Origin of the sequence: Microvirga pudoricolor, from assembly GCF_016892705.1 — a bacterium.
GTDB lineage: Bacteria > Pseudomonadota > Alphaproteobacteria > Rhizobiales > Beijerinckiaceae > Microvirga > Microvirga pudoricolor.
Genome location: NZ_JAFEMB010000005.1, coordinates 322,612 through 343,921, shown reverse-complemented (window position 1 = coordinate 343,921; position 21,310 = coordinate 322,612). Strand labels below are relative to the sequence as shown.

Genomic DNA, 21,310 nt, shown 5'->3' with positions numbered 1-21,310 from the left:
CAAAGACCAGCGAGAAGGAGCGCCCGAGAGGCGCCGATAACGGAACCCAACGGATGCGCTTCGTCCTACGATTTTTCGGCTTCCTGTTCAGCATCGGGGCGATCTTCTTCCTGATCGGTGCCGCCGTGATCGCCTTCGGATTCTGGACCTATTCCAAGGACCTGCCGGACCACGCCCAGCTTGCGACCTACGAGCCGCCGGTGATGACGCGCGTCCACGCCACGGACGGCAGCCTGATGGCCGAATACGCCCGCGAGCGGCGCCTCTACATCCCGATCCAGGCGACGCCCAAGCTCCTCATCGAGGCGTTCCTGTCCGCCGAGGACAAGAATTTCTATCGCCATCCGGGTATCGACCCGGAGGGCATCGTGCGTGCGATCCTCGTCAATGCCCGCTCCGGCGGCCGCCGGGAGCAGGGCGCCTCGACCATCACCCAGCAGGTGGCCAAGAACTTCCTGCTGACGAACGAGCGCAGCTACGAGCGCAAGATCCGCGAGGCCCTGCTGTCCCTGCGCATCGAGGCGACCTTCCCCAAGGACAAGATCCTCGAGCTCTACCTGAACGAGATCTATCTGGGCCTGGGCAATTACGGCGTCGCCGCGGCGGCCCTGAACTATTTCGGCAAGTCGGTGCACGAGCTGGACATCGCCGAGGTGGCCTATCTGGCGGCCCTGCCGAAGGCTCCGAACAACTACCATCCGTTCCGCCAGCGCCAAGCCGCCCTCGATCGCCGGAACTGGGTGATCGACCGCATGGTCGACAACGGCTACGTCACGGCCGAGCAAGCCGCCGCCGCCAAGAAGGAAGGCCTCAACGTCAACCCGCGCGTAGTCTCGCCCAACAGCATCGCGTCGGGCTATTTCGCCGAGGGCGTGCGCCGCGAAATCGCGGAGCGCTACGGCGAGGAGACCCTCTACGAGGGCGGCCTTTCCATCCGCGCCACCCTCGACCCCAAGATGCAGGCCATGGCCCGCAAGGCCCTGGTGGACGGTCTCGTGCGCTACGACGAGGCCCGCGGCTGGCGCGGGGCGCAGAGCAAGATCGAGCTTGCGGGCCGCGAATGGGGCCTCGCCCTGGCCGAGGTGCCGGTGCTGGGCGACATCCAGCCCTGGCGCATGGCGGTGGTTCTCGAGGTATCCGGCGGGCGCGCCCGCATCGGCCTCCAGCCCCGGCGCGACTCGTCCGGCCAGGTCGCCCGCGAGCGTCAGCTCGGCCAGATCACCGCCGACGGCGTGAAGTGGACCCGCCGGACCGTGGACAAGGTCGTGAATTCCGGTGACGTGGTCTACGTGGAGCCGATCGAGGGCAAACCGGACCAGTTCCGCCTGCGCCAGGTGCCCGAGATTTCCGGGGCCATCGTGGCCATGGATCCCTATACGGGCCGCGTTCACGCCATGGTGGGAGGATTCTCCTTCGACCAGAGCGAGTTCAACCGCGCCACCCAGGCGATGCGCCAGCCCGGCTCGGCCTTCAAGCCCCTGGTCTACGCCACGGCCCTGGACAACGGCTACACGCCCTCGACCCTGATCCTGGACGATCCCATCACCATCAGCATGGGCCCGGGCCAGGAAGCCTGGACACCCCAAAACTTCGAGAATGGCGGCGGGGGCGCCCACACCCTGCGCTACGGCGTCGAGAAATCGAAGAACATCATGACCGTGCGGCTCGCCCGCGACATCGGCATGCCGGTGGTGGCCGAGTACGCCCGCCGCTTCGGCATCTATGACGACATGCTGCCGCTGCTGTCCATGTCCCTGGGCGCGGGCGAATCCACCGTCATGCGCGTGACAGCGTCCTATTCGATGTTCGTGAACGGCGGGCGCCGTATCAAGCCGACCCTGATCGACCGCATCCAGGACCGGTCCGGCAAGACGATCTACCGGCACGACGACCGTCAGTGCGGCGGATGCGACGTGGCCAGCTTCGACGGCGGCGCGGCGCCCAAGCTCGTGGATAATCGCGAGCAGGTGATCGATCCGCTCACGGCCTACCAGATGACGTCAATCCTGGAAGGCGTGGTCCAGCGCGGCACGGGCCAGTCCCTGAAGGCCGTGGGCAAGCCGCTCGCGGGCAAGACCGGCACCACCAACGACGCGAAGGATGTGTGGTTCGTGGGCTTCTCGCCGGACCTCGCCGTAGGCGTCTATCTCGGCTACGACAAGCCCCGCTCCCTTGGCGCCTCGGCCCAGGCCGCCCACTATGCCGCCCCGGTCTTCCGCGACTTCATGACCATGGCGCTGAAGGACAAGCCTGCCACCCCGTTCCGCGTGCCTGCCGGCATCAAGCTCGTGCGCGTCAACGCCGGGACGGGCACCCGCGCAGGCGGTGGCGAGGGCGGCGGTGTGATCGTGGAGGCCTTCAAGCCCGGCACGGCCCCGCCGGACGCCTACGCGCCGCCGAGCGAGCCGGCACCCGCAGAGGTCGGATACGCGGCTCCGGGAGGCCCTGGCGTCGGCCCGGGCACGGGCGGATTGTACTAGGATTCCCGACGTCCCATCTGACGCCATGCATGCGGAATCGGGCCCTGGCGGGGCCCGGCTTCTTTACAGCGGCCGCGCCTCTGCGTAAGAGGCGCCTCACCCCTTCCCGGACCATCAACCTGAAAAGCAGACGATGCGCGCCGAAATCGAACACCTCGTAGATGAGACCAAGCAGTCAGTCGGGCTGCTGAGGAGGCATCTTTGACTGGGATACGGCCCAGCGACGCCTCGCGGAACTGAACGCGCAGGCGGAAGATCCCGACCTCTGGAACGACGCCGAGACCGCCCAGAAGGTCATGCGCGAGCGCACGAGCCTCGAAGACCAGATCAACGCCATCAAGCGCCTCGAGCAGGAGCTCGAGGACGCCATCACGCTCATCGAACTGGGCGAGATGGAAGAGGACGAGGGCACGGTCAAGGAGGGTGAGGAAGCGATCCGCGCCCTTCAGGACGAGGCAGCCCGCCGTCAGGTCGAGACGCTTCTGTCCGGCGAGGCGGATGGCAACGATACCTATGTGGAAGTGCATTCCGGCGCCGGCGGCACCGAGAGCCAGGACTGGGCCAATATGCTCCAGCGCATGTACGCCCGCTGGGGCGAGCGCCGGAAATACAAGGTCGAACTCCTCGAGATCACCGACGGCGACGAGGCCGGCATCAAGAGCGCCACGCTCCTGATCAAGGGCCACAACGCCTATGGCTGGCTCAAGACCGAGTCGGGCGTGCACCGCCTCGTGCGCATCTCACCCTACGATTCGAACGCTCGCCGCCATACGAGCTTCGCGTCGGTGTGGGTGTACCCGGTGGTGGACGACCGCATCAACATCGAGGTCAAGGAATCGGATTGCCGGATCGATACCTTCCGGTCCTCCGGGGCGGGCGGCCAGCACGTGAACACCACGGACTCGGCGGTGCGCATCACCCACATTCCGAGCGGCATCGTCGTCGCCTGCCAGCAGGAGCGCTCCCAGCACAAGAATCGGGCCACCGCCTGGAACATGCTGCGCGCCCGCCTGTACGAGGCCGAGCTGAAGAAGCGCGAGGAAAAGGCCAACGCGGAGGCCGCCGCCAAGACCGATATCGGCTGGGGCCACCAGATCCGTTCCTACGTGCTCCAGCCCTACCAGCTCGTGAAGGACCTCCGCACGGGCCACCAATCCACGAGCCCGCAGGACGTGCTCGACGGCGACATCGACCCGTTCGTGGAAGCGTCCCTGGCGCATCGGGTCTATGGCGGTGCCGACGCGGTCGAGGATATCGATTAGGTTCGAGCGGCGCCTGTCTCAGACAGGCAGGGCTGTTGGAATCGCGTTGCGGTCGGTCCCATGGCCATTTTCCATGGCAGGTTTTCCGCCGTCGGAACGAGCCGCATCGGTCTCGGGTCGGCTCGCGCATTGCTCACGCCGCCCGGAGCGCTGCCCGAACATCCGGGAGCACGGTGTTGAAGGTACTGCAACCAGCGGCTTGAGGGGCGAGCTTCGGCATCGTCGTCTTCAAAGCCCCCGCGCCGCCTCCAGCACCTCCCGCGCATGGGCGTCGACCTTTACCTTGTTCCAGACCCGGGCGACCTTTCCGTCCCGGTCGATCAGGACGGTCGTCCTCTCGACGCCCATGTACTTGCGGCCCCACATGCTCTTCTGGACCCAGACACCATAGGCCTCCAGCATCGTCTTGGCCTCGTCCGAGGCGAGGTCGAAGGCGAGGCCGTACTTCGCCCGGAACTTGTCGTGGCTCTTCAGGCTGTCGGGCGAGACGCCGATCACGACCGCGCCGGCGGCCGCGAACTCGGCGCCCAAAGCTTGAAAATCCTTGGCTTCCAAGGTGCAGCCGCTGGTGTCGTCCTTGGGGTAGAAATACAGGACGACCGTCCGGCCCTTGAGGGTGTCGAGGCTGATTTCGCCTCCTCCGGTGGAGGGGAGCGAGAAGGCGGGGGCGGGGCTTCCGAGGGTCAGACTCATGGGGCGCCTTCCTTTCGGCGGAATTGCGTGGTTGGGGAACAAGTGCCGCAGGCTGGCCGAGAGGGTCGCGGGAGCCGTCGCGGCGGGTTATGGTCCCGCCGTCTTGATTCCCTCTCTTCTTCCCTTTTGCAAGAACCGGATCGCTCGACCCCGCGAATGAAGCCATCTCTCATCAAAAGGCCGCGTCGGGCGGGGGGCAGGAAAAGCGCGGCGCATCGTGTTCTTCGGGGTGCATTCTACGCGACCCTTGGTCTCGTGACGGCGTTCGTGATCGCGGGCGGGGTGCTGTACCTGCGCCTCTCCGCCGGCCCGGTCAGCTTCGGGCGACTGCCGGAGAGGATCTCGGACGCCCTGGCAGCGCGGATCGGGCCGGGCTGGGACGTGACGCTGCGGGATACGGCCCTCGAACTCCAGGACGGATACCCGGCCCTCAGGGCCAACGGCCTCGATATCCGGGACCCCAACGGAACCCTCGTGGTCCGGGCGCCTTACGCCATCGTGAGCGTCGACGGCTGGTCGCTCCTGACCGCGAGCCTTCAGCCTCGCTCCATCGAGCTGCGCGACCTCCAGATCCGAGCGATGGTGGCCAAGGACGGGTCCCTGACCTTCGTGTCCGAACCCTCCGCCGAGGCCGTTAAGGATCAGGCGCCCACGCCGGACCAGGCGCCCACGCCTGTCACTGTTGCGCCGGAGCTTGCCGCCCAGGCGGGCTCGCCCGTGTCGCGGATCGTCGGCTCCCTGTTCGAACTCGTGGTCGGTCGCTCGGGCGTCCTGACGTCCCTCGACAGCGCCCGGCTCACCAATGCCCGCCTGAGCCTGTTCGGTTCGGACCAACGGGAGAGGGCCACCTTCCGGCGCGTGGACGCCACTTTCACACGGGACGGGGAGGGCCACCATTTCGACGCCAGGCTCGACGGGCAGCAGGGTCCGTGGCAGCTGAGCGGCGATGCCTCCGGCACGACGCGGACAGGCTATCGCGCCACCCTCGTGGCCACCGATGCTCCCGTGCAGGACGTGTTCCTTCTGGCGGGCCTGTCGGCCGTTCCGGCGACGACGGACCTCGAGTTCTCCGGCCGGGTCGACGCCGCCTTCGCCAACGGGCGGGTGACCGAGCTGAAGACGACCTTGGCCAGCGGCCGAGGCTTCGTCCAGATCGACGACAAGGATACCTCGCCCCTGGCGGTCGACCGCTCGAAGGTGGACGTGGCCTGGGACGAGGACGCGAAGGTGCTGCACCTCAACGCCCTGGAGCTCCAGGGCGGCGGGAACGACGTGAGGCTCCAGGGCGCCTTGAGCCCCTTCATGGCCGAGAGAGGCTGGCAACTCGCGCTCTCGGGCAAGGATACGGTCCTGTCCGGGGCCGCGCCCGGCGATGAGCCGGTGCGCCTCGACAGCGTGGAGGCCGACCTGTCTGGGCCAGACGGTCTGCGGCTGAACGGGATCAAGCTGCGTGGCCCGAAGGTCAACGCCGAGATCGGCGGGGTTCTTCTGGCGGCGTCCGACCCCAAGGCGATTCGCCTGGACGTGCAAGGGACCGGAACGGACGCCCGCGCGGCTGTGAGGATCTGGCCGGAGGCCGTCGCGCCTCCCGTGCGTCGTTTCCTCGTGGATAACCTCAAGGCCGGCACCGTCGAGGATATCCGCCTTAAGGTCGACATGTCGGGCGCCGATGTGGAGAAGTCCATTTCGGGAGGGCCTGTTCCGGACAAGTCGCTCGCCATCGACTTCCGCATCGCGGGCGCCACCCTGGTCGCTGCGCAAGGGCTGCCGCCCATCGCCCGGGTTCCGGTCACGGGCAGCGTCACGGGAACGAGCGTAACCTTGCGCGCCGCCTCGGGGCTTGTCGAGATGGCCGAGGGTCGAAGCCTTCAGGCCATCGACGGGACCTTCGATCTGAAGAATTACTGGGACGACGCTTCCCTGGCGCGGATCGGCTTTCGGCTCAAGGGCAGCGCCGAAGGTCTGGGCGGATTGCTCCAGGCCCCGCGCATCCGCGAAATCACGGGGTTCGACGTCGATCCCGCGACCATGAAGGGCGCTACCGAGCTGCGGGTCGGGATCGACCTCGCCGTGAACGATATCCCGCCCTTCGTCGACCTGCCCATCACCGTCAACGGCACCGTGAGCGACATGACGGTGGACAAGCTTTTCGGGAAGGACAAGCTCGAGAACGCCAACCTCGCCCTGGCCTACGACCGGGGCAGCCTGTCGATCAAGGGTGAAGGCAAACTCGCGGGCAGCCCCGCCACCATCGATGTCAAGAGGGCCAAGGGCGTCGGCGAAGCCAATGTGGCCTTCACGCTCGACGAGGCGGCCCGGCAGCGCCGGGGGCTCTCCTTCGGATCGCAGCTCACGGGCCCCCTCGCCGTCAAGGCGACGGTGCCGATGGGCCGGGACGCCAAAGCCGGCATCCGCATCGAGGCCGACCTCGCCAAGACCTCCGTGGACCAGCTCATTCCCGGTTGGACGAAGGCGGCCGGTCGCCCCGGCAAGCTCAGTCTCACGCTGGTCGAGGGAGCCACCAGCGAAGTCCAGGACCTGCAGCTCGACAGCGGTTCGGTACAAATCCGCGGCTCCGCCGTGCTGTCGGGAGACGGCAGTCTGGACAAGGCCGACCTGACGACCTTCAAGCTCTCGCCCGGCGACGACATGCGAGCCCAGCTCGACCGCCAGGGCAATGTCTACAAGGTAATCGTGCGCGGCAACGTGGGCGACGCCCGCCCGTTCACGAAGACTCTCAGCGGGCCGTCTCCGACGGCTGGCGGGGGGCGCAGCTCCGGCCAGTCGGCCAAGGATTCCAAGGATTTCGACCTCGATCTCGCTCTGAACATTCTCACTGGATACAACGACGAGGCGGTCACCAACGCGGTGGTCAAGGCCTCTATCCGCAAGGAGAACATCCGCCAGCTCGACGTGAAGGGACGCCTCGGCGCCACCAATCTCGTGTCCCGCACGGTGAGCCAGCCCGGTACGACGCCGCTCATCCTGCTGCAATCGGACGACGCCGGGTCCCTGCTGCGCTTCCTCGACATCTACCGCCGCATGACGGGGGGCGAGTTGATCCTGCAGATGAGCACGGGGGACGGCCCGCAATCCGGCAACGTGATGCTGCGGGAATTCACGCTGACCAACGAGCCTGCCCTGCGCCGGATCATTCCCACCCAGACCCAGGTCGTCTCGGGGCAGGATGCGGCGGGCCGGCCGAAGGTCGTGCAGGTCGATACGAACCGGATCGACTTCAGCAAGGCGCGGGTGGATTTCCAGCGCAATGCCGGGCGGCTCGACTTCAAGGATGCGGCCATTTGGGGGGCGTCCATCGGCTTTACCCTGGGGGGCTATGTCGATTATGCGCGGGACAAGCTCGACATCAGCGGCACCTTCGTGCCGGCTTATGGATTGAACAACGCCTTCGCCCAGGTGCCCCTCTTCGGTCCGCTCCTCGGCGGCAGCCAGTACGAGGGCCTGTTCGCCGTGAATTTCCGCGTGTCGGGTGCCGCCACCTCCCCGACGCTGACGGTCAACCCGCTCTCGGCGGTGGCGCCGGGCTTCCTGCGCAAGCTCTTCGGCGCCGGCGAGGCGCCACAGGCCGGCAACCCGCTCCCCGCGACCCCCGACCGCTGAGCCGCATCCCATCGCCTAGCGAAAAGCCGCCCCGAGAGGCGGCTTTCAAACACGGCGCCGTGCGGTTTCGCGTCAGACCGCCCGCAGCAGGACGTGCTTCTTCTTGCCGAAGGAGAGCTTGATCACGCCCTCGGGGGTCAGGTCTTCCGCCCGGAGCACGCCCCGCTCGTCGGACACGGCTTCGTCGTTGACCCGCAGGCCGCCGCTCTTGATCTGCCTCCGAGCCTCGCCCGTGGACGGCACGAGCTTGGCATAGTCTGGCCCGAAGGCCGTGAGGACGCCGAGACCCGCATCGAGGAGGCTCGCCGGCACCTCGATGGTGGGCAGCGTCTCGGCCAGGGTGCCCTGCTCGAAGGTCTTCCGGGCGGTCTCCTCCGCCTGGAGCGCCGCGTCCCGGCCATGGAGGAGGGCGGTGGCCTCGGTTGCCAGAACCTTCTTGGCTTCATTGATCTCGGCGCCGGCGAGGGCCTCCAGCCGCGCGACCTCGTCCAGGGGCAGGATCGTGAACAGCTTCAGGAAGCGCCCCACATCCGCATCTTCCGTGTTGCGCCAGAATTGCCAGTAATCGTACGGGCTCAGCAGGTCCGCGTTGAGCCAGACCGCGCCGGACGCCGTCTTGCCCATCTTGGCGCCGGACGCTGTCGTGAGGAGAGGGCAGGTGATGGCGTAGAGCTGAGACGTGCCGAGGCGGCGTCCGAGATCGATGCCGTTGACGATGTTCCCCCACTGGTCCGAGCCGCCCATCTGGAGAACGCAGCCGTAGCGCCGGTGCAATTCCACGAAATCGTAGGCCTGGAGGATCATGTAGTTGAATTCCAGGAACGACAGCTCGTGCTCGCGGTCGAGCCGTAGCTTCACGCTGTCGAAGGACAGCATCCGGTTGACCGAGAAGTGGCGGCCGACATCGCGCAGGAATTCGATATAGTTGAGCTTGGTCAGCCATTCGGCGTTGTCCGCCATCATGGCGTCGTGCCGGCCCTCGCCGAAGCCGATGAAGCGCGTGAAAACGCCCTTGATGCTCTGCTTGTTGTCCTCGATCTGCTCGACGGTGAGGAGCTTGCGGCTCTCGTCCTTGCCGGACGGGTCTCCCACCCGCGTCGTGCCACCACCCATCAGCGTAATGGGTCTGCCCGCGCCCGTCTTCTGCAGCCAGTGCAGCATCATGATCGACAGCAGATGGCCGACATGGAGCGATGGGCCCGTGCAATCGTAGCCGACATAGGTGGTCAGGCGCCCTTCCAAGGCGGCGGCGTCGAGGCCGTCGAAGTCGGAGGTCTGATGGATGAAGCCCCGTTCGGTGAGGACCTTGAGGAATTCGGACTTGGGCGCGTTCATGATCGGGGCTCGGGTGTCGGCATCGTTCGCCTCTTATCAGCTTTTAGGACCAGGTCCAGCACAGACGATTGCAACCTAGGGATATGAACTCGACGAATACAATGTGCTTTAGTTGAAATTTTCCTGAGGAGAAAATTATTGACAAGCTTATGCTTAAGATATGTTATATAGTTCAGATAGGAACACAGGGAGCGTTTACCATGTGCTATGCGTGCCTCGACAGCCAAGCCCAAAGCGGATTTTGGGCTTCTCCCGTACAAGACTCGGCTCTTTCGGGACACGGCCTCGGGCTCTTCACGGCGTCCACGGGCACTGGAGCCTATGCGGCCATGGGAGCTTTCGCGAGCGCGGCTCCGATCTGGGACAGCGTCACGTCCTGGTTCGGCGACAGGGTCGAGAGGGTTTACGACACCATCTCCGAGAACATCTCGGCCGTCCCGCTCGAGGCATTCTCCGCCATCGCATCGAACTTCCCCAACGTTCCCGTCGCAAACGCAAAGTACAGCATCCCATATACGGCCGATGCCGACGTCAAGGCGCTGTTCTCCGGCTCTCAGTGGAGCAACGCGACGGTCACCTATTCCTTCCCGGACTCACGGTCCGACTTCCACTGGCTCAATCCGAGCGCGGCGGGCTATGCGCCGCTGTCGTTCGAGAACGAGCAGGCGATCCGGCACGTCCTGGAAGGGTACAGCCCGCTCAGTGGCGGTCCCAGGATGACACTGATGTCCGTCGAGGGCTTCACGAACCTGAACCTCGACTACGTTGGACGCGACGACGCCAATATCCAGGTCAGCGGTTACGTGCCGGGCGATCTCATCAACCGCAACCATGCCTATTATCCTGGCATTCCGCTCCTTGGAGGCGATACGTGGCTGACCATGGGGTCGTCCACAAGCGCCGCTCCCGGCGCTCGGGCCAACTATTATGTCCTGCACGAGCTGGGTCACGCCCTCGGCCTGAAGCATCCCCATGAAGCGGGCGGCAACCTGCCGGCCATGAGCGCCCTGCATGACTCGCCGGAATACACGGTCATGTCCTATGCGGCGTCGTTCGATAAGCCGCAGACATTCATGGCTTACGATATCGCCGCCTTGCAGGCCCTCTATGGCGCCGACTTCACGACGAACGCCGGAAACACCGTCTACAAGTGGGATCCGCAGACCGGTGAAACGCTCGTGAATGGCGTCGGGCAAGGGCTGCCTTATGACAACACGATCTTCCTGACCCTGTGGGACGGAGGCGGAAACGACACCTACGACATGTCAAATTACGGCAGCAATGCCGTCATCGACCTGACGCCGGGGGGGCATTCCCAGTTCTCGTTCGCCCAGTTGGCGTCGATCGACAATGGCTCGTTCTTCGTCCGGGGCAACGTGTACAATGCCCTCCAGTACAACGACGACCCACGCTCCCTGATCGAGAACGCCATCGGGGGCTCCGGCAATGACCGGATCACGGGCAATGCCGCCGCCAACACGCTCACGGGCAACGGCGGGAACGATACGCTGGAAGGCAACGGCGGCAACGACCTTCTTTACGGTGGGGCGGGAGCGGACCGCCTGATCGGCGGCAGCGGCAATCATGATTATGCCATGTACGACAGGTCGAGCACCGGACTCGTGGTCAGCCTGGCAAGCCCGTCGATGAACACCGGAGAGGCGGCGGGGGACACCTATAGCGGAGTCGAGGGTATCCATGGCAGCCGCTACAACGACAGCCTGTTCGGCGACCACATGGCCAACGCTCTGTACGGTAACGCCGGTAACGACTTCCTGTCGGGAGCGGGCGGAGACGACGCACTCTACGGCGATCTCGGCAACGACAGCCTGATCGGCGGCACGGGCAGCGATCTCCTCATGGGCGGCGACGGCAACGACTACCTCGACATGGATGCGGGTTCATCGGCCGGGGCGGACACCCTCGACGGGGGCTACGGCGACGACATCCTCATCGGCGACGGGGTGGGTTCGCTGCTGATCGGCGGCTGGGGCCGGGACACCTACCACATCCGCCCCTGGGCCAAGACCACCATTGCGGACTTTGCCGCCGGGCCTGACGATTACGAGAAGATCATCGTCTACAAGAGCGTGTTTGCCGACTACGCGGCTCTTATGAGCACGGCCTATCAGTCGGGGGGCAACACGGTCATCGCCAAGGGCGAGTTCAGCCTCACCCTGACGGGCGTGGGCAAGACCGCCCTGCATCTCAACGACTTCGTCTTCATCTGAGACGGCACGTCACCCAACGAAAAGGCCGGGCATCGCGCCCGGCCTTTTTTCTTTCAAATCTGCGCCGTCACGCTCAAGCCGCTTCCTCGGCCGTGCCGAGGCGCTTGTTGAGGTACTCATCGACCGAGAGCATGAGCTCGTCCACCTTTCCGTCGAAAAAGTGGTTGGCGCCGTCCACCACGGCGTGCTCCAGCTTGACGCCCTTCTGGGTCTTCACCTTCTCGATGACGCTGACCACGTCCTTGACGGGCGCGACCCGGTCCTCGGAACCATGGACGAACAGCCCGGAGGACGGGCAGGGGGCCAGGAACGAGAAGTCATACCGGTTGGCCATGGCGGCGATGGAGATGAAACCCTCGATCTCCGGGCGGCGCATGAGGAGCTGCATGCCGATCCAGGCCCCGAAGGACACGCCCGCGATCCAGCAAGCCCGGGCGTCCGGGTTCATGGACTGGGCCCAGTCGAGGGCGGCTGCGGCGTCGGAGAGTTCGCCCTGGCCATGGTCGAAGGCGCCCTGGCTGCGGCCGACGCCCCGGAAGTTGAAGCGAAGAACCGAGAAGCCCCGGTTCAGGAAATTATAGTAGAGGTTGTAGACGATCTGGTTGTTCATCGTGCCCCCGAACTGCGGGTGGGGATGCAGCACGATGGCGATCGGCGCGCCCTTCTGCTTCGCGGGCTGGTAGCGACCTTCAATACGACCGGCGGGCCCCGTGAAGACGACCTCTGGCATTCTGAACCTCTTGAATGGACTTACCCTTCCGATGAAGGATAGAATGAGCAAGCACCCTTGACTTGAGGTGCTTCATTTCCCTAAAACCGCCTTAGAATTATTCTAAAGAGGGCTGTTATCGCGTTACTGCGCGCGGCAGCACTCTGTCGGGCCGAGGCCTGACGCGGATGTCGTGGTGCTTTAGCACGTCTACCAGGGGCCAATGCAAGGATTTCGTGCGAGGGCCTCGCAGAGCGGGTTTGGAAAGGGCGCAGGCCTCATGACGCAGCAGCGCGTCTACCTCGACTATAATGCGACCGCGCCCCTGAGGCCCATGGTCGCCGAGGCGGTCCTGCGCGCGCTCGGGCTTCCCGGAAACGCTTCGTCGGTTCATTCGGAGGGCCGGGCGGCCCGCGCCGAGATGGAATCCGCCCGCGAACAGGTCGCAGCGCTGGCGGGTGCGAGGCCGAAGAACGTGATCTTCACCAGCGGCGGCACGGAGGCCAACAATCTGGCTCTGTCGCCGTCCTTGCGCCAGTCCGGCCAGGCCGGCCCCGAACGACTCCTGATCAGCGCCGGCGAACACCCCAGCGTCCTGTCTGGACATCGATTCGATCCCGGCGCGGTCGAGACCATTCCGGTCGACGGCCAAGGGGTCGTGGACTTGGCGCGGCTGCGGGCCCAGCTCCAAGCGGGTCCGCGCGCGCTCGTCTCCATCCAGGCCGCCAATAATGAGACCGGCGCCCTGCAGCCGATCGCCGAGGCGGCGGCGCTGGTGCGCGAGGAGGGCGGGCTCCTGCATACGGATGCCGTCCAGGCGGCCGGCAAGATTCCGCTCGACCTGGAAGCCCTCGGAGCCGACGTCCTGACCCTTTCGGCCCACAAGCTGGGCGGTCCGAAGGGAGCCGGGGCGGTGATCCTGGCCTCCGACCGGCTCGAGATCGCAGACCGGCTCATCCGCGGCGGCGGCCAGGAGAGGGGCTATCGAGCCGGCACCGAAAATGTCGCGGCCATCGCGGGCTTCGGGGTTGCGTCTTCCCTTGCGGCAGGTCATCTCGCGGAAGAGGCTGCCCGGCTCGAAGCCCTGCGGGACGAAGCCGAAGCGGAGCTTCGCCGGGTGGCGCCGGAGGCCGTCGTCTTCGCGGACGGAACCCGGCGGTTGCCAAACACGCTTGCCTTTGCCATTCCGGGCCTGAGGGCGGAGACGGCGCTCATCGCGTTCGATCTGGCTGGAATCGCGCTCTCGTCCGGGTCCGCCTGCTCGTCCGGCAAGGTCAGGCGGTCGCATGTGCTCGATGCCATGGGGGTCGAGCCGGCTCTCGCCGAGGGAGCCTTGCGCGTCAGTTTGGGGTGGATGACCACCAAAGAGGACGTTTCCCGCTTCGTGGAGACGTGCGAAAGGGTGGCATCGAACCTATATAAGAGAAGGGCGAGCGCGGCCTGAAGGGGCTGCGGAGCCTTTCGTCGTCGTCAACCCGCGGCCCTTGAAGCCGTGAGAGGTGGGAGAGACAGATGCCTGCAGTGCAGGAGACCATCGATCAGGTGCGCCTGATCGACGTGGACCAGTATAAGTACGGCTTCGAGACCGAAGTCGAAATGGAGAAATCCCCCAAGGGCCTCTCCGAGGATGTGATCCGCTTCATCTCGGCCAAGAAGGGCGAGCCGGAATGGATGCTGCAATGGCGCCTGGACGCCTATAAGCGCTGGCAGACCATGCAGGAGCCCAACTGGGCCCGCGTGTCCTACGACAAGATCGATTACAACGAGATTTATTATTACGCGGCGCCGAAGAACAATCCGGCTCCGAAGTCCCTCGACGAGGTCGACCCGGAAATCCTGCGCACCTACGAGAAGCTCGGCATTCCCCTGCGTGAGCAGGAGATCCTGGCCGGGGTCGAGCCGGAGCGCCGGGTGGCCGTGGACGCGGTGTTCGACTCGGTCTCGGTTGCCACGACCTTCAAGGAGGAGCTGAAGAAGGCCGGCGTGATCTTCATGCCGATCTCGGAGGCCATCCGCGAATACCCGGATCTGGTGAAGCAATATCTCGGCACGGTGGTCCCCGTCACGGACAACTTCTTCGCGACCCTCAACTCGGCTGTCTTCACGGACGGGTCCTTCGTCTACGTGCCGCCGGGCGTCCGCTGCCCCATGGAACTGTCCACGTACTTCCGCATCAACGAGAAGAACACTGGCCAGTTCGAGCGCACCCTCATCATCGCCGACAAGGGCTCCTACGTCTCGTACCTGGAGGGCTGCACGGCCCCGAAGCGCGACGAGAACCAGCTCCACGCGGCGGTGGTCGAGCTGATCGCTCTCGACGATGCCGAGATCAAATATTCCACCGTCCAGAACTGGTACCCGGGCGATGCGCAAGGGAAGGGCGGCATCTACAATTTCGTGACCAAGCGCGGCGATTGCCGGGGCAAGAACTCGGTCATCACCTGGACGCAGGTTGAAACGGGGTCGGCGATCACCTGGAAGTATCCGTCCTGCATCCTGCGCGGCGACAACTCGCGGGGCGAGTTCTACTCGATCGCGGTGTCCAACGGCATGCAGCAGGTCGATTCCGGCACCAAGATGATCCATCTCGGCAAGAACACGACCAGCCGGATTATCTCGAAGGGCATTGCGGCGGGCCGTTCCGAGAATACGTATCGCGGTCTCGTCTCGGCTCACCGGAAGGCCACGGGCGCGCGCAACTTCACGAACTGCGACTCGCTCCTCATCGGCAACGAGTGTGGGGCCCATACGGTGCCCTACATCGAGTCGAAGAACGCGACCGCCGTTTTCGAGCACGAGGCCACCACCTCGAAGATCTCCGAAGACCAGATGTTCTACTGCCAGCAGCGCGGCCTCTCGGATGAGGAGGCGACGGCGCTCATCGTGAACGGCTTCGTGAAGGATGTTCTCCAGCAGCTCCCGATGGAGTTCGCCGTGGAAGCCCAGAAGCTAATCTCGATCTCGCTGGAAGGCTCGGTGGGTTAACCAAACAGGCGTCGTCCCGGCCGGAGCGTAGCGCAGAGCCGGGATCGCGGAAACCAGTTCAAAATTCGGATATCGGTCCCGGGTCTCGCTATGCTCGCCCGGGATGACGCGAATGGAATAAACCAATGCTCGAAATCAAGAACCTCGTTGTCCAGATCGAGGACAAGCGCATTCTCAACGGCTTGAATCTCACCGTGAATAACGGCGAGGTTGCCGCCATCATGGGCCCGAACGGCTCGGGGAAGTCGACCCTGTCCTACGTGATCGCCGGCAAGGAGGATTACGAGGTCCTCGACGGCGAGATCCTGCTGGACGGCGAGAACATCCTGGAGATGGGGCCGGACGAGCGCGCCGCCGCAGGCGTGTTCCTCGCCTTCCAGTATCCCCTAGAGATCCCCGGCGTCGCTTCGATGACCTTCCTCAAGGCCGCCATGAACGCGCAGCTCAAGGCGCGCGGCGAGAGCGAGCTGTCGACGCCGGATTTCATCAAGCGCGTCAATGCGGCCGCGGCGCAGCTCGAAATCCCCAAGGACATGCTCAAACGCGCTCTCAATGTCGGCTTCTCGGGCGGCGAGAAGAAGCGCATGGAGATCCTGCAGATGGCCCTTCTCCGGTCGTCCTTCTGCATCCTCGACGAAACGGATTCCGGACTCGACATCGACGCGCTCCGCATCGTGTCTGAGGGCGTGAACGCCCTGCGGTCCCCAGACCGCTCGTTCCTCGTCATCACGCACTATCAGCGTCTCCTGAACCACATCGTGCCCGATACCGTGCACGTGATGCATTCGGGCCGCATCGTGCGCTCGGGCGGCAAGGAGCTGGCGCTCGAGCTTGAGGCCAACGGCTATGCCGATTACCGGGAAAGCGAGGCCGCCTGACATGGCCGCGATCACTCTCATGAAGACACCGGCCGAGACCGCGCTGGTGCAGGCTTTCGAGGCCGCCAAGGCGACCCTGCCTGGCGACGTGGAATCCCGCGCCCAGGCCTTCGAAACCTTCAACCGCAACGGCCTTCCCCACCGCCGGGTGGAGGAGTTCAAGTACACGGACCTCCGCGCGCTCGTGCGGGAGGCGGCGCCGTTCGCGGCCAAGCCGTCCTTGGACGAGGCCAAGCGGGCGCTCCTCGACGCGAAGTCCTTCGCAGGCGTGGACGCGGTTCGCATTCCCTTCGTGAACGGCCACCTGGTGGATTCCGCCATCGCGTTCGACGGATTGCCGGAAGGCATCGATGTCGTCCCGCTCGCGAGCGCCCTGGCGTCCGGCCACGAATGGCTGTCGCGTCTGAGCCCCGTCGACTGGGCGAGCAAAAACCCGGTCTATCAGCTCAACTCCGCCTTCATGGCCGATGGGGTGATGATCCGTGTCGTCGGCGAAGTCACGACGCCGATCCACCTCCAGTTCGTGACGTCGAGCACGACCCCGGTCGCCACCGCCACCCGCGTGCTGGTCGTGGTTGAGCCGGAGGCGTCGGTGACCCTGGTGGAGAGCCACGAGAGCACGAACGGTGCGGCCCACCAGCCCAACGACGTGGTGGAGCTGATCGCGGCCGACGGCGCGCACGTGCGCCACGTCCGTCTCAACGCCGAGGGCGACCAGGCGATCGCGCTGTCCACCTTCGCGGTAAAGCTCGGCGCCGAGGCGTCGCTCAACACGATCAACGTGGCCGTGGGCTCGTCCGTGTTCCGCCACCAGGTCTTCGGCGTATTCTCGGGCGAGAACACGACGGCTCAGATCAACGGCGCGTCGATGCTGAAGGATCGCCAGCACGGCGACACGACGCTGATCATCGAGCACGCCGCGCCTCATTGCGAGAGCCGCGAGCTGTTCAAGACGGTGATCGACGGTGAGGCCACGGGCGTGTTCCAGGGCAAGATCATCGTGCCGCCGCACGCGCAGAAAACCGACGGGCGCATGATGTCGGCCGCGCTCCTCCTGTCGGAGGGCGGCGCCATGAACAACAAGCCGGAACTCGAGATTTTCGCCGACGACGTGCAATGCGCTCACGGCGCCACCTGCGGTCAGCTCGACGACGATCTGCTCTTCTACCTCATGGCGCGCGGCCTGCCGAAGCCCGAGGCGGAAAGCCTTCTGGTCCAGGCCTTCCTGGGCGAGGCCATCGAGTTCGTCGAGAACGACAGCCTCCGCGAGGCGCTGATCGCGTCCGTCGAGGCTTGGCTCAGGGCGCGGGGATAAGGGTTTCCGCTGCGGTCACCCTCATCCTGAGGAGCGGCGAAAGTCGCGTCTCGAAGGAGGGTCCAGAGAGCACTGGAGACGCCTCGTCCTTCGAGACGAATGGCTGCGCCATTCCCTCAGGATGAGGCTGCGATACGAATTGTTTCGCAGATCCCTCGCGATGAGACTGCGAAACGAAAAGCTTCCCCGGAAGGGATGAGACCCAAATGGTGGATGAAGCCATGAATGCACCGTTCAAAGGCACTTACGACGTCGAGGCCATCCGGGCCGAGTTTCCGATCCTGTCGCAACAGGTCTACGGCAAGCCGCTCGTCTATCTCGACAACGCCGCCTCGGCGCAGAAGCCCCGCGCCGTGATCGACGCCATGGTCAACACGATGGAGACGGGCTACGCCAATGTCCATCGCGGCCTTCACTACATGGCCAATGCGGCGACCGAATCCTTCGAGGCCGCCCGCGAGAGCGTGCGGGCCTTCCTGAATGCCGGCACGGTGGACGAGATCGTGTTCACCAAATCCGCCACGGAAGCCTACAACCTCGTGGCGGATTGCTTCGGCCGCATGACGGACGGCGCCGGGATCGGGGAGGGGGACGAGGTCATCCTCTCCATCATGGAGCATCACTCCAACATCGTGCCCTGGCATTTCCTGCGGGTGCGCAAGGGCGCGGTGATCAAGTGGGCGCCCGTGGACGAGGACGGCAACTTCCTGGTCGAGGAATTCGAGAAGCTCTTCACGCCCCGCACCAAATTCGTCGCGCTCACGCATATGTCCAACGTGCTCGGCACGGTGACACCCGCGAAGGAGATCGTGCGCATCGCCCACGCTCATGGGGTTCCGGTCCTCATCGACGGCGCTCAGGGGGCCGTTCACCTGAACGTGGACGTACAGGATCTGGACGCGGATTTCTATGTGCTCACGGGCCACAAGGTCTATGGGCCGACCGGGATCGGCGTCCTTTACGGCAAGCGCGAATGGCTCCAGCGGATGCCTCCCTATCAAGGGGGAGGTGAGATGATCCGCGAAGTCCGCCTGGACGCTATCACTTATAACGACCCGCCCCACCGCTTCGAAGCCGGAACGCCCGCCATCATCGAGGCCGTCGGCCTCGGCGCTGCCGTGCGCTTCATGATGGAGCTGGGACGGGACAACATCCAGGCCCATGAGGCGGCGCTCTCGGCCTATGCCCATGAGCGCCTCGGCGCCATGAATTCGCTGCGCATCATCGGGCAGGCCAAGGGCAAGGGCGGCATCATCGCCTTCGAGATGAAGAACGCCCACGCGCACGACGTCGCGACCATCATCGACCGGCAGGGCGTCGCCGTCCGTGCCGGCACTCACTGTGCCATGCCGCTCCTGGAGCGCTTCGGCGCCACTTCCACCTGCCGCGCGTCGATTGGGCTCTATAACACCCCTGCCGAAATCGATAAGCTGGCCGAGGCCCTGCAACGGGCCGAAACCCTGTTCGCGTGAGGACGCCCCATGGATACCTCCAACCCTACCGACGCCGCCGTCCCGAACGCGCCGCAGGTTTCGCCGAGCTCCGCGATCCCGCCGGAAGAGCTGGACCGGATGACTGACGATATCATCGCGGCCCTGAAGACGGTCTACGATCCCGAGATCCCGTCCGACATCTACGAACTCGGCCTGATCTACCGGGTCGATATCGACGATAACCGCAACGTCGCCATCGACATGACGCTGACGGCCCCTGGATGCCCCGTGGCCGGCGAGATGCCCGGATGGGTCGAGAATGCCGTCGCTTCGGTGCAGGGCGTCCAGAACGTGCAGGTAAACATGGTGTTCGATCCACCCTGGGATCAGAGCCGGATGTCGGACGAAGCCCGTGTCGCCCTCGACATGTGGTAGCTCGATAGCCGCCCCAGGGTTCACCCGGGGAGCCAAATGGTGAAGATCAGCCCGCCCCAAAGGCGGGCTTTTTCGTTCAGGTCGGCTGCGGAGCGGGGCCGGAAGCGGATGTCCCCGGAGGCTCATCGACTGGAGGTACGTCGGCTGCGGCGTTCCCCGGCGCGGTTCTGTCCGAGATGGCTCCGAGCATGGCCTTCGCGACCTCCTGCTCGCCCAGCACCACCGTGCTGGCGCCGTATTTGAGCAGGTGTTCCGCTTCGGCATCCGAGTGCGAGCGGGCAATGATCGGCAGGCCGGGATTGATCTTGCGGGCCTGCTCCACGACTTGGCCGCCCTCGAAGGCGTCAGGGATCGCCACCAGCAGGCACCGGGCGCCGGCGATGTTGGCCGACGCCGCGACCTCCGGATCCGCCGCATTGCCCGTGACGGTCTCGATGCCGCTCTGGCGCAGCTCGGACGTCTTGCCGTCATTGGTCTCGATGACCAGAAAAGGCGTGCCGGATCGTTGCAGCTTGGCGCTGACGAACTGTCCGACCCGGCCGTGACCGACGAGGACGACGTGGCCGGAGAGATCCGTCATGGTGCGAGGCTTCACCTCCATGGCGGCCGCTGGAGTGTCGGCCGTGGGTGTGTCGACGGGCGGCGGGAGAGGATCGGCGGTTTTCGCCAGCCGCCGGTCGAGGATCGCGAACAGCACCGGGTTGACGAGGATCGACAGGATGGCGCCCGCCAGGATGAGGTCCCGTCCGCGCTCCGGGAGCAGGGCGAGGTCCACGCCCAACCCCGCCAGGATGAACGAGAACTCGCCGATCTGCGCCAGGCTGGCCGCGATGGTGAGCGCGGTCGCCCGCTTGTGGCGGAACAGGCGGACGATGGCGAGAGCAGCCAGAGACTTGCCCACCACGATGATCAGGAAGGTTGCCAGGACGGGTCCGAAATCGCGGAATACGATGGTCGGATCGAACAGCATGCCCACGGATACGAAGAACAGCACCGCGAAGGCGTCCCGCAGCGGCAGCGATTCGGATGCGGCGCGGTGGCTGAGCTCCGACTCGGCCATCATCATGCCGGCGAAGAAGGCTCCCAGCGCGAAGGACACCCCGAACAGCACGGCGGCCCCATAGGCCACGCCGAGGGCGATGGACAGCACGGAGAGCCGAAACAGCTCGCGTGAGCCCGTATGGGCCACGAAATGTAGGATCCACGGGATGAGCCGGCGGCCGACGATGAGCATGAGGGCCATGAAGGCCACCACCTTGCCCAGGGTGATCACCAGCGGTTCGAGCAGCATGAGCGGATCGGACGAACTGGTCTTGAGCAGATCGGCGATGGGCGGCAGCAGCACCAGGGTCAGGACCATGGCCAGATCCTCGACGATCAGCCATCCGACGGCGATGCGGCCACGCTCCGTCTCAATCAGGCGCCGCTCTTGGAGCGCCCGGAGGAGCACCACGGTGCTGGCGACGGATAGGGCAAGGCCGAACACGAACCCGGCCGCGATCCCCCAGCCCAAGGCCCAGGCCAGGCCCATGCCCAGAAGGGTCGCCACGGCTATCTGGGCAATGGCGCCCGGAATCGCGATGGCTTTGACCGAGAGGAGATCCTTCAGGGAGAAATGCAGGCCGACGCCGAACATGAGCAGGATGACGCCGATTTCGGCCAACTCGTTGGCCAAGCCTTGGTCGGCCACGTAGCCGGGCGTGAACGGGCCCACGAGGACCCCGGCCAGAAGGTAGCCGACGAGGGGGGAGATGCGGATGCGGTGGGCGACGGCGCCCAGGATGAAGGCCAGCACGAGACCGACAACGATCGTTGAGATCAATGGGGTGTGGTGCGGCATCCGCTCTCCTTCTAACCCTCGGGTTTCGCGTACTAAAGCTGGGAAAAACGGTTCTCCGTCAACCGGGCCGTGCCTTCATGTGGTGATGAATCT

The 21,310-nt window shown here is 65.3% G+C and carries 14 protein-coding genes; 10 read left to right on the top strand and 4 right to left on the bottom strand.

Annotated features, from left to right (window positions below; translation table 11 throughout):
* The first annotated feature begins 53 nt into the window (after positions 1-53).
* The gene (locus ILT42_RS17635) at positions 54-2,480 is read left to right on the top strand and encodes a penicillin-binding protein 1A (RefSeq protein WP_204217015.1); all 2,427 of its coding nucleotides are present in this window, start codon (positions 54-56) and stop codon (positions 2,478-2,480) included.
* Between the two features lie 133 nt (positions 2,481-2,613).
* A protein-coding gene (prfB, locus tag ILT42_RS17630) for a peptide chain release factor 2 (protein ID WP_204217014.1) occupies positions 2,614-3,742 on the top strand; the annotation gives its coding sequence in 2 pieces (ribosomal slippage) (positions 2,614-2,682 and positions 2,684-3,742; 1,128 coding nt in all).
* A gap of 228 nt (positions 3,743-3,970) precedes the next feature.
* Here the strand turns inward: prfB and ILT42_RS17625 are convergent.
* On the bottom strand, positions 3,971-4,435 hold the full coding sequence (locus tag ILT42_RS17625; protein ID WP_204217013.1) for a peroxiredoxin: 465 nt from the start codon (positions 4,433-4,435) through the stop codon (positions 3,971-3,973).
* Positions 4,436-4,591: 156 nt separating this feature from the next.
* On the opposite strand from ILT42_RS17625, the gene ILT42_RS17620 reads away from it, so the two are divergent.
* Positions 4,592-8,056, top strand: coding sequence for a YhdP family protein (locus tag ILT42_RS17620; protein WP_204217012.1), 3,465 nt, complete (start codon positions 4,592-4,594; stop codon positions 8,054-8,056).
* Positions 8,057-8,128: 72 nt separating this feature from the next.
* Here ILT42_RS17620 and tyrS read toward each other — a convergent pair whose 3' ends face one another.
* Positions 8,129-9,391, bottom strand: coding sequence for a tyrosine--tRNA ligase (gene tyrS, locus ILT42_RS17615; RefSeq protein WP_204217011.1), 1,263 nt, complete (start codon positions 9,389-9,391; stop codon positions 8,129-8,131).
* A 200-nt stretch (positions 9,392-9,591) separates the two neighbouring features.
* Between tyrS and ILT42_RS17610 the strand changes: the two genes are divergently transcribed.
* A complete protein-coding gene (locus ILT42_RS17610) occupies positions 9,592-11,622 on the top strand; it encodes a M10 family metallopeptidase (protein ID WP_204217010.1) in 2,031 nt (676 codons plus the stop codon).
* A gap of 73 nt (positions 11,623-11,695) precedes the next feature.
* On the opposite strand, the gene ILT42_RS17605 is transcribed toward ILT42_RS17610, so the two are convergent.
* Positions 11,696-12,352: an alpha/beta hydrolase gene (locus ILT42_RS17605; protein WP_204217009.1), complete on the bottom strand. Its 657-nt coding sequence runs from the start codon at positions 12,350-12,352 to the stop codon at positions 11,696-11,698.
* A gap of 259 nt (positions 12,353-12,611) precedes the next feature.
* On the opposite strand from ILT42_RS17605, the gene ILT42_RS17600 reads away from it, so the two are divergent.
* From ILT42_RS17600 to ILT42_RS17575, 6 genes are all read left to right on the top strand, one after another.
* Entirely contained in the window at positions 12,612-13,775 is a 1,164-nt protein-coding gene (locus tag ILT42_RS17600; RefSeq protein WP_204217008.1) for a cysteine desulfurase family protein, read from the top strand.
* A gap of 68 nt (positions 13,776-13,843) precedes the next feature.
* Entirely contained in the window at positions 13,844-15,316 is a 1,473-nt protein-coding gene (gene sufB / locus ILT42_RS17595; RefSeq protein WP_204217007.1) for a Fe-S cluster assembly protein SufB, read from the top strand.
* Between the two features lie 125 nt (positions 15,317-15,441).
* Positions 15,442-16,194, top strand: coding sequence for a Fe-S cluster assembly ATPase SufC (gene sufC / locus ILT42_RS17590; RefSeq protein WP_204217006.1), 753 nt, complete (start codon positions 15,442-15,444; stop codon positions 16,192-16,194).
* 1 nt (position 16,195) lies between these two features.
* Positions 16,196-17,509: a Fe-S cluster assembly protein SufD gene (gene sufD / locus ILT42_RS17585; RefSeq protein WP_204217005.1), complete on the top strand. Its 1,314-nt coding sequence runs from the start codon at positions 16,196-16,198 to the stop codon at positions 17,507-17,509.
* Positions 17,510-17,730: 221 nt separating this feature from the next.
* Positions 17,731-18,981, top strand: a complete 1,251-nt coding sequence (locus ILT42_RS17580) for a cysteine desulfurase (protein ID WP_204217004.1) — start codon at positions 17,731-17,733, stop codon at positions 18,979-18,981.
* A 9-nt stretch (positions 18,982-18,990) separates the two neighbouring features.
* Positions 18,991-19,377, top strand: a complete 387-nt coding sequence (locus ILT42_RS17575) for an SUF system Fe-S cluster assembly protein (RefSeq protein ID WP_407664606.1) — start codon at positions 18,991-18,993, stop codon at positions 19,375-19,377.
* 76 nt (positions 19,378-19,453) lie between these two features.
* On the opposite strand, the gene ybaL is transcribed toward ILT42_RS17575, so the two are convergent.
* The gene (ybaL, locus tag ILT42_RS17570) at positions 19,454-21,217 is read right to left on the bottom strand and encodes a YbaL family putative K(+) efflux transporter (protein WP_204217003.1); all 1,764 of its coding nucleotides are present in this window, start codon (positions 21,215-21,217) and stop codon (positions 19,454-19,456) included.
* Positions 21,218-21,310: the final 93 nt, after the last annotated feature.

What these genes read in the sequence shown, in the direction of transcription:
- sufD (WP_204217005.1), top strand. Translation starts at nt 16,196, where the DNA reads ATGGCCGCGATCACTCTCATGAAGACACCGGCCGAGACCGCGCTGGTG.
- ILT42_RS17620 (WP_204217012.1), top strand. Translation starts at nt 4,592, where the DNA reads ATGAAGCCATCTCTCATCAAAAGGCCGCGTCGGGCGGGGGGCAGGAAA.
- tyrS (WP_204217011.1), bottom strand. Translation starts at nt 9,391, where the DNA reads ATGAACGCGCCCAAGTCCGAATTCCTCAAGGTCCTCACCGAACGGGGC.
- ILT42_RS17575 (WP_407664606.1), top strand. Translation starts at nt 18,991, where the DNA reads ATGGATACCTCCAACCCTACCGACGCCGCCGTCCCGAACGCGCCGCAG.
- ybaL (WP_204217003.1), bottom strand. Translation starts at nt 21,217, where the DNA reads ATGCCGCACCACACCCCATTGATCTCAACGATCGTTGTCGGTCTCGTG.
- ILT42_RS17610 (WP_204217010.1), top strand. Translation starts at nt 9,592, where the DNA reads ATGTGCTATGCGTGCCTCGACAGCCAAGCCCAAAGCGGATTTTGGGCT.
- ILT42_RS17580 (WP_204217004.1), top strand. Translation starts at nt 17,731, where the DNA reads ATGAATGCACCGTTCAAAGGCACTTACGACGTCGAGGCCATCCGGGCC.
- ILT42_RS17600 (WP_204217008.1), top strand. Translation starts at nt 12,612, where the DNA reads ATGACGCAGCAGCGCGTCTACCTCGACTATAATGCGACCGCGCCCCTG.
- ILT42_RS17605 (WP_204217009.1), bottom strand. Translation starts at nt 12,352, where the DNA reads ATGCCAGAGGTCGTCTTCACGGGGCCCGCCGGTCGTATTGAAGGTCGC.
- sufB (WP_204217007.1), top strand. Translation starts at nt 13,844, where the DNA reads ATGCCTGCAGTGCAGGAGACCATCGATCAGGTGCGCCTGATCGACGTG.
- ILT42_RS17635 (WP_204217015.1), top strand. Translation starts at nt 54, where the DNA reads ATGCGCTTCGTCCTACGATTTTTCGGCTTCCTGTTCAGCATCGGGGCG.
- sufC (WP_204217006.1), top strand. Translation starts at nt 15,442, where the DNA reads ATGCTCGAAATCAAGAACCTCGTTGTCCAGATCGAGGACAAGCGCATT.
- ILT42_RS17625 (WP_204217013.1), bottom strand. Translation starts at nt 4,435, where the DNA reads ATGAGTCTGACCCTCGGAAGCCCCGCCCCCGCCTTCTCGCTCCCCTCC.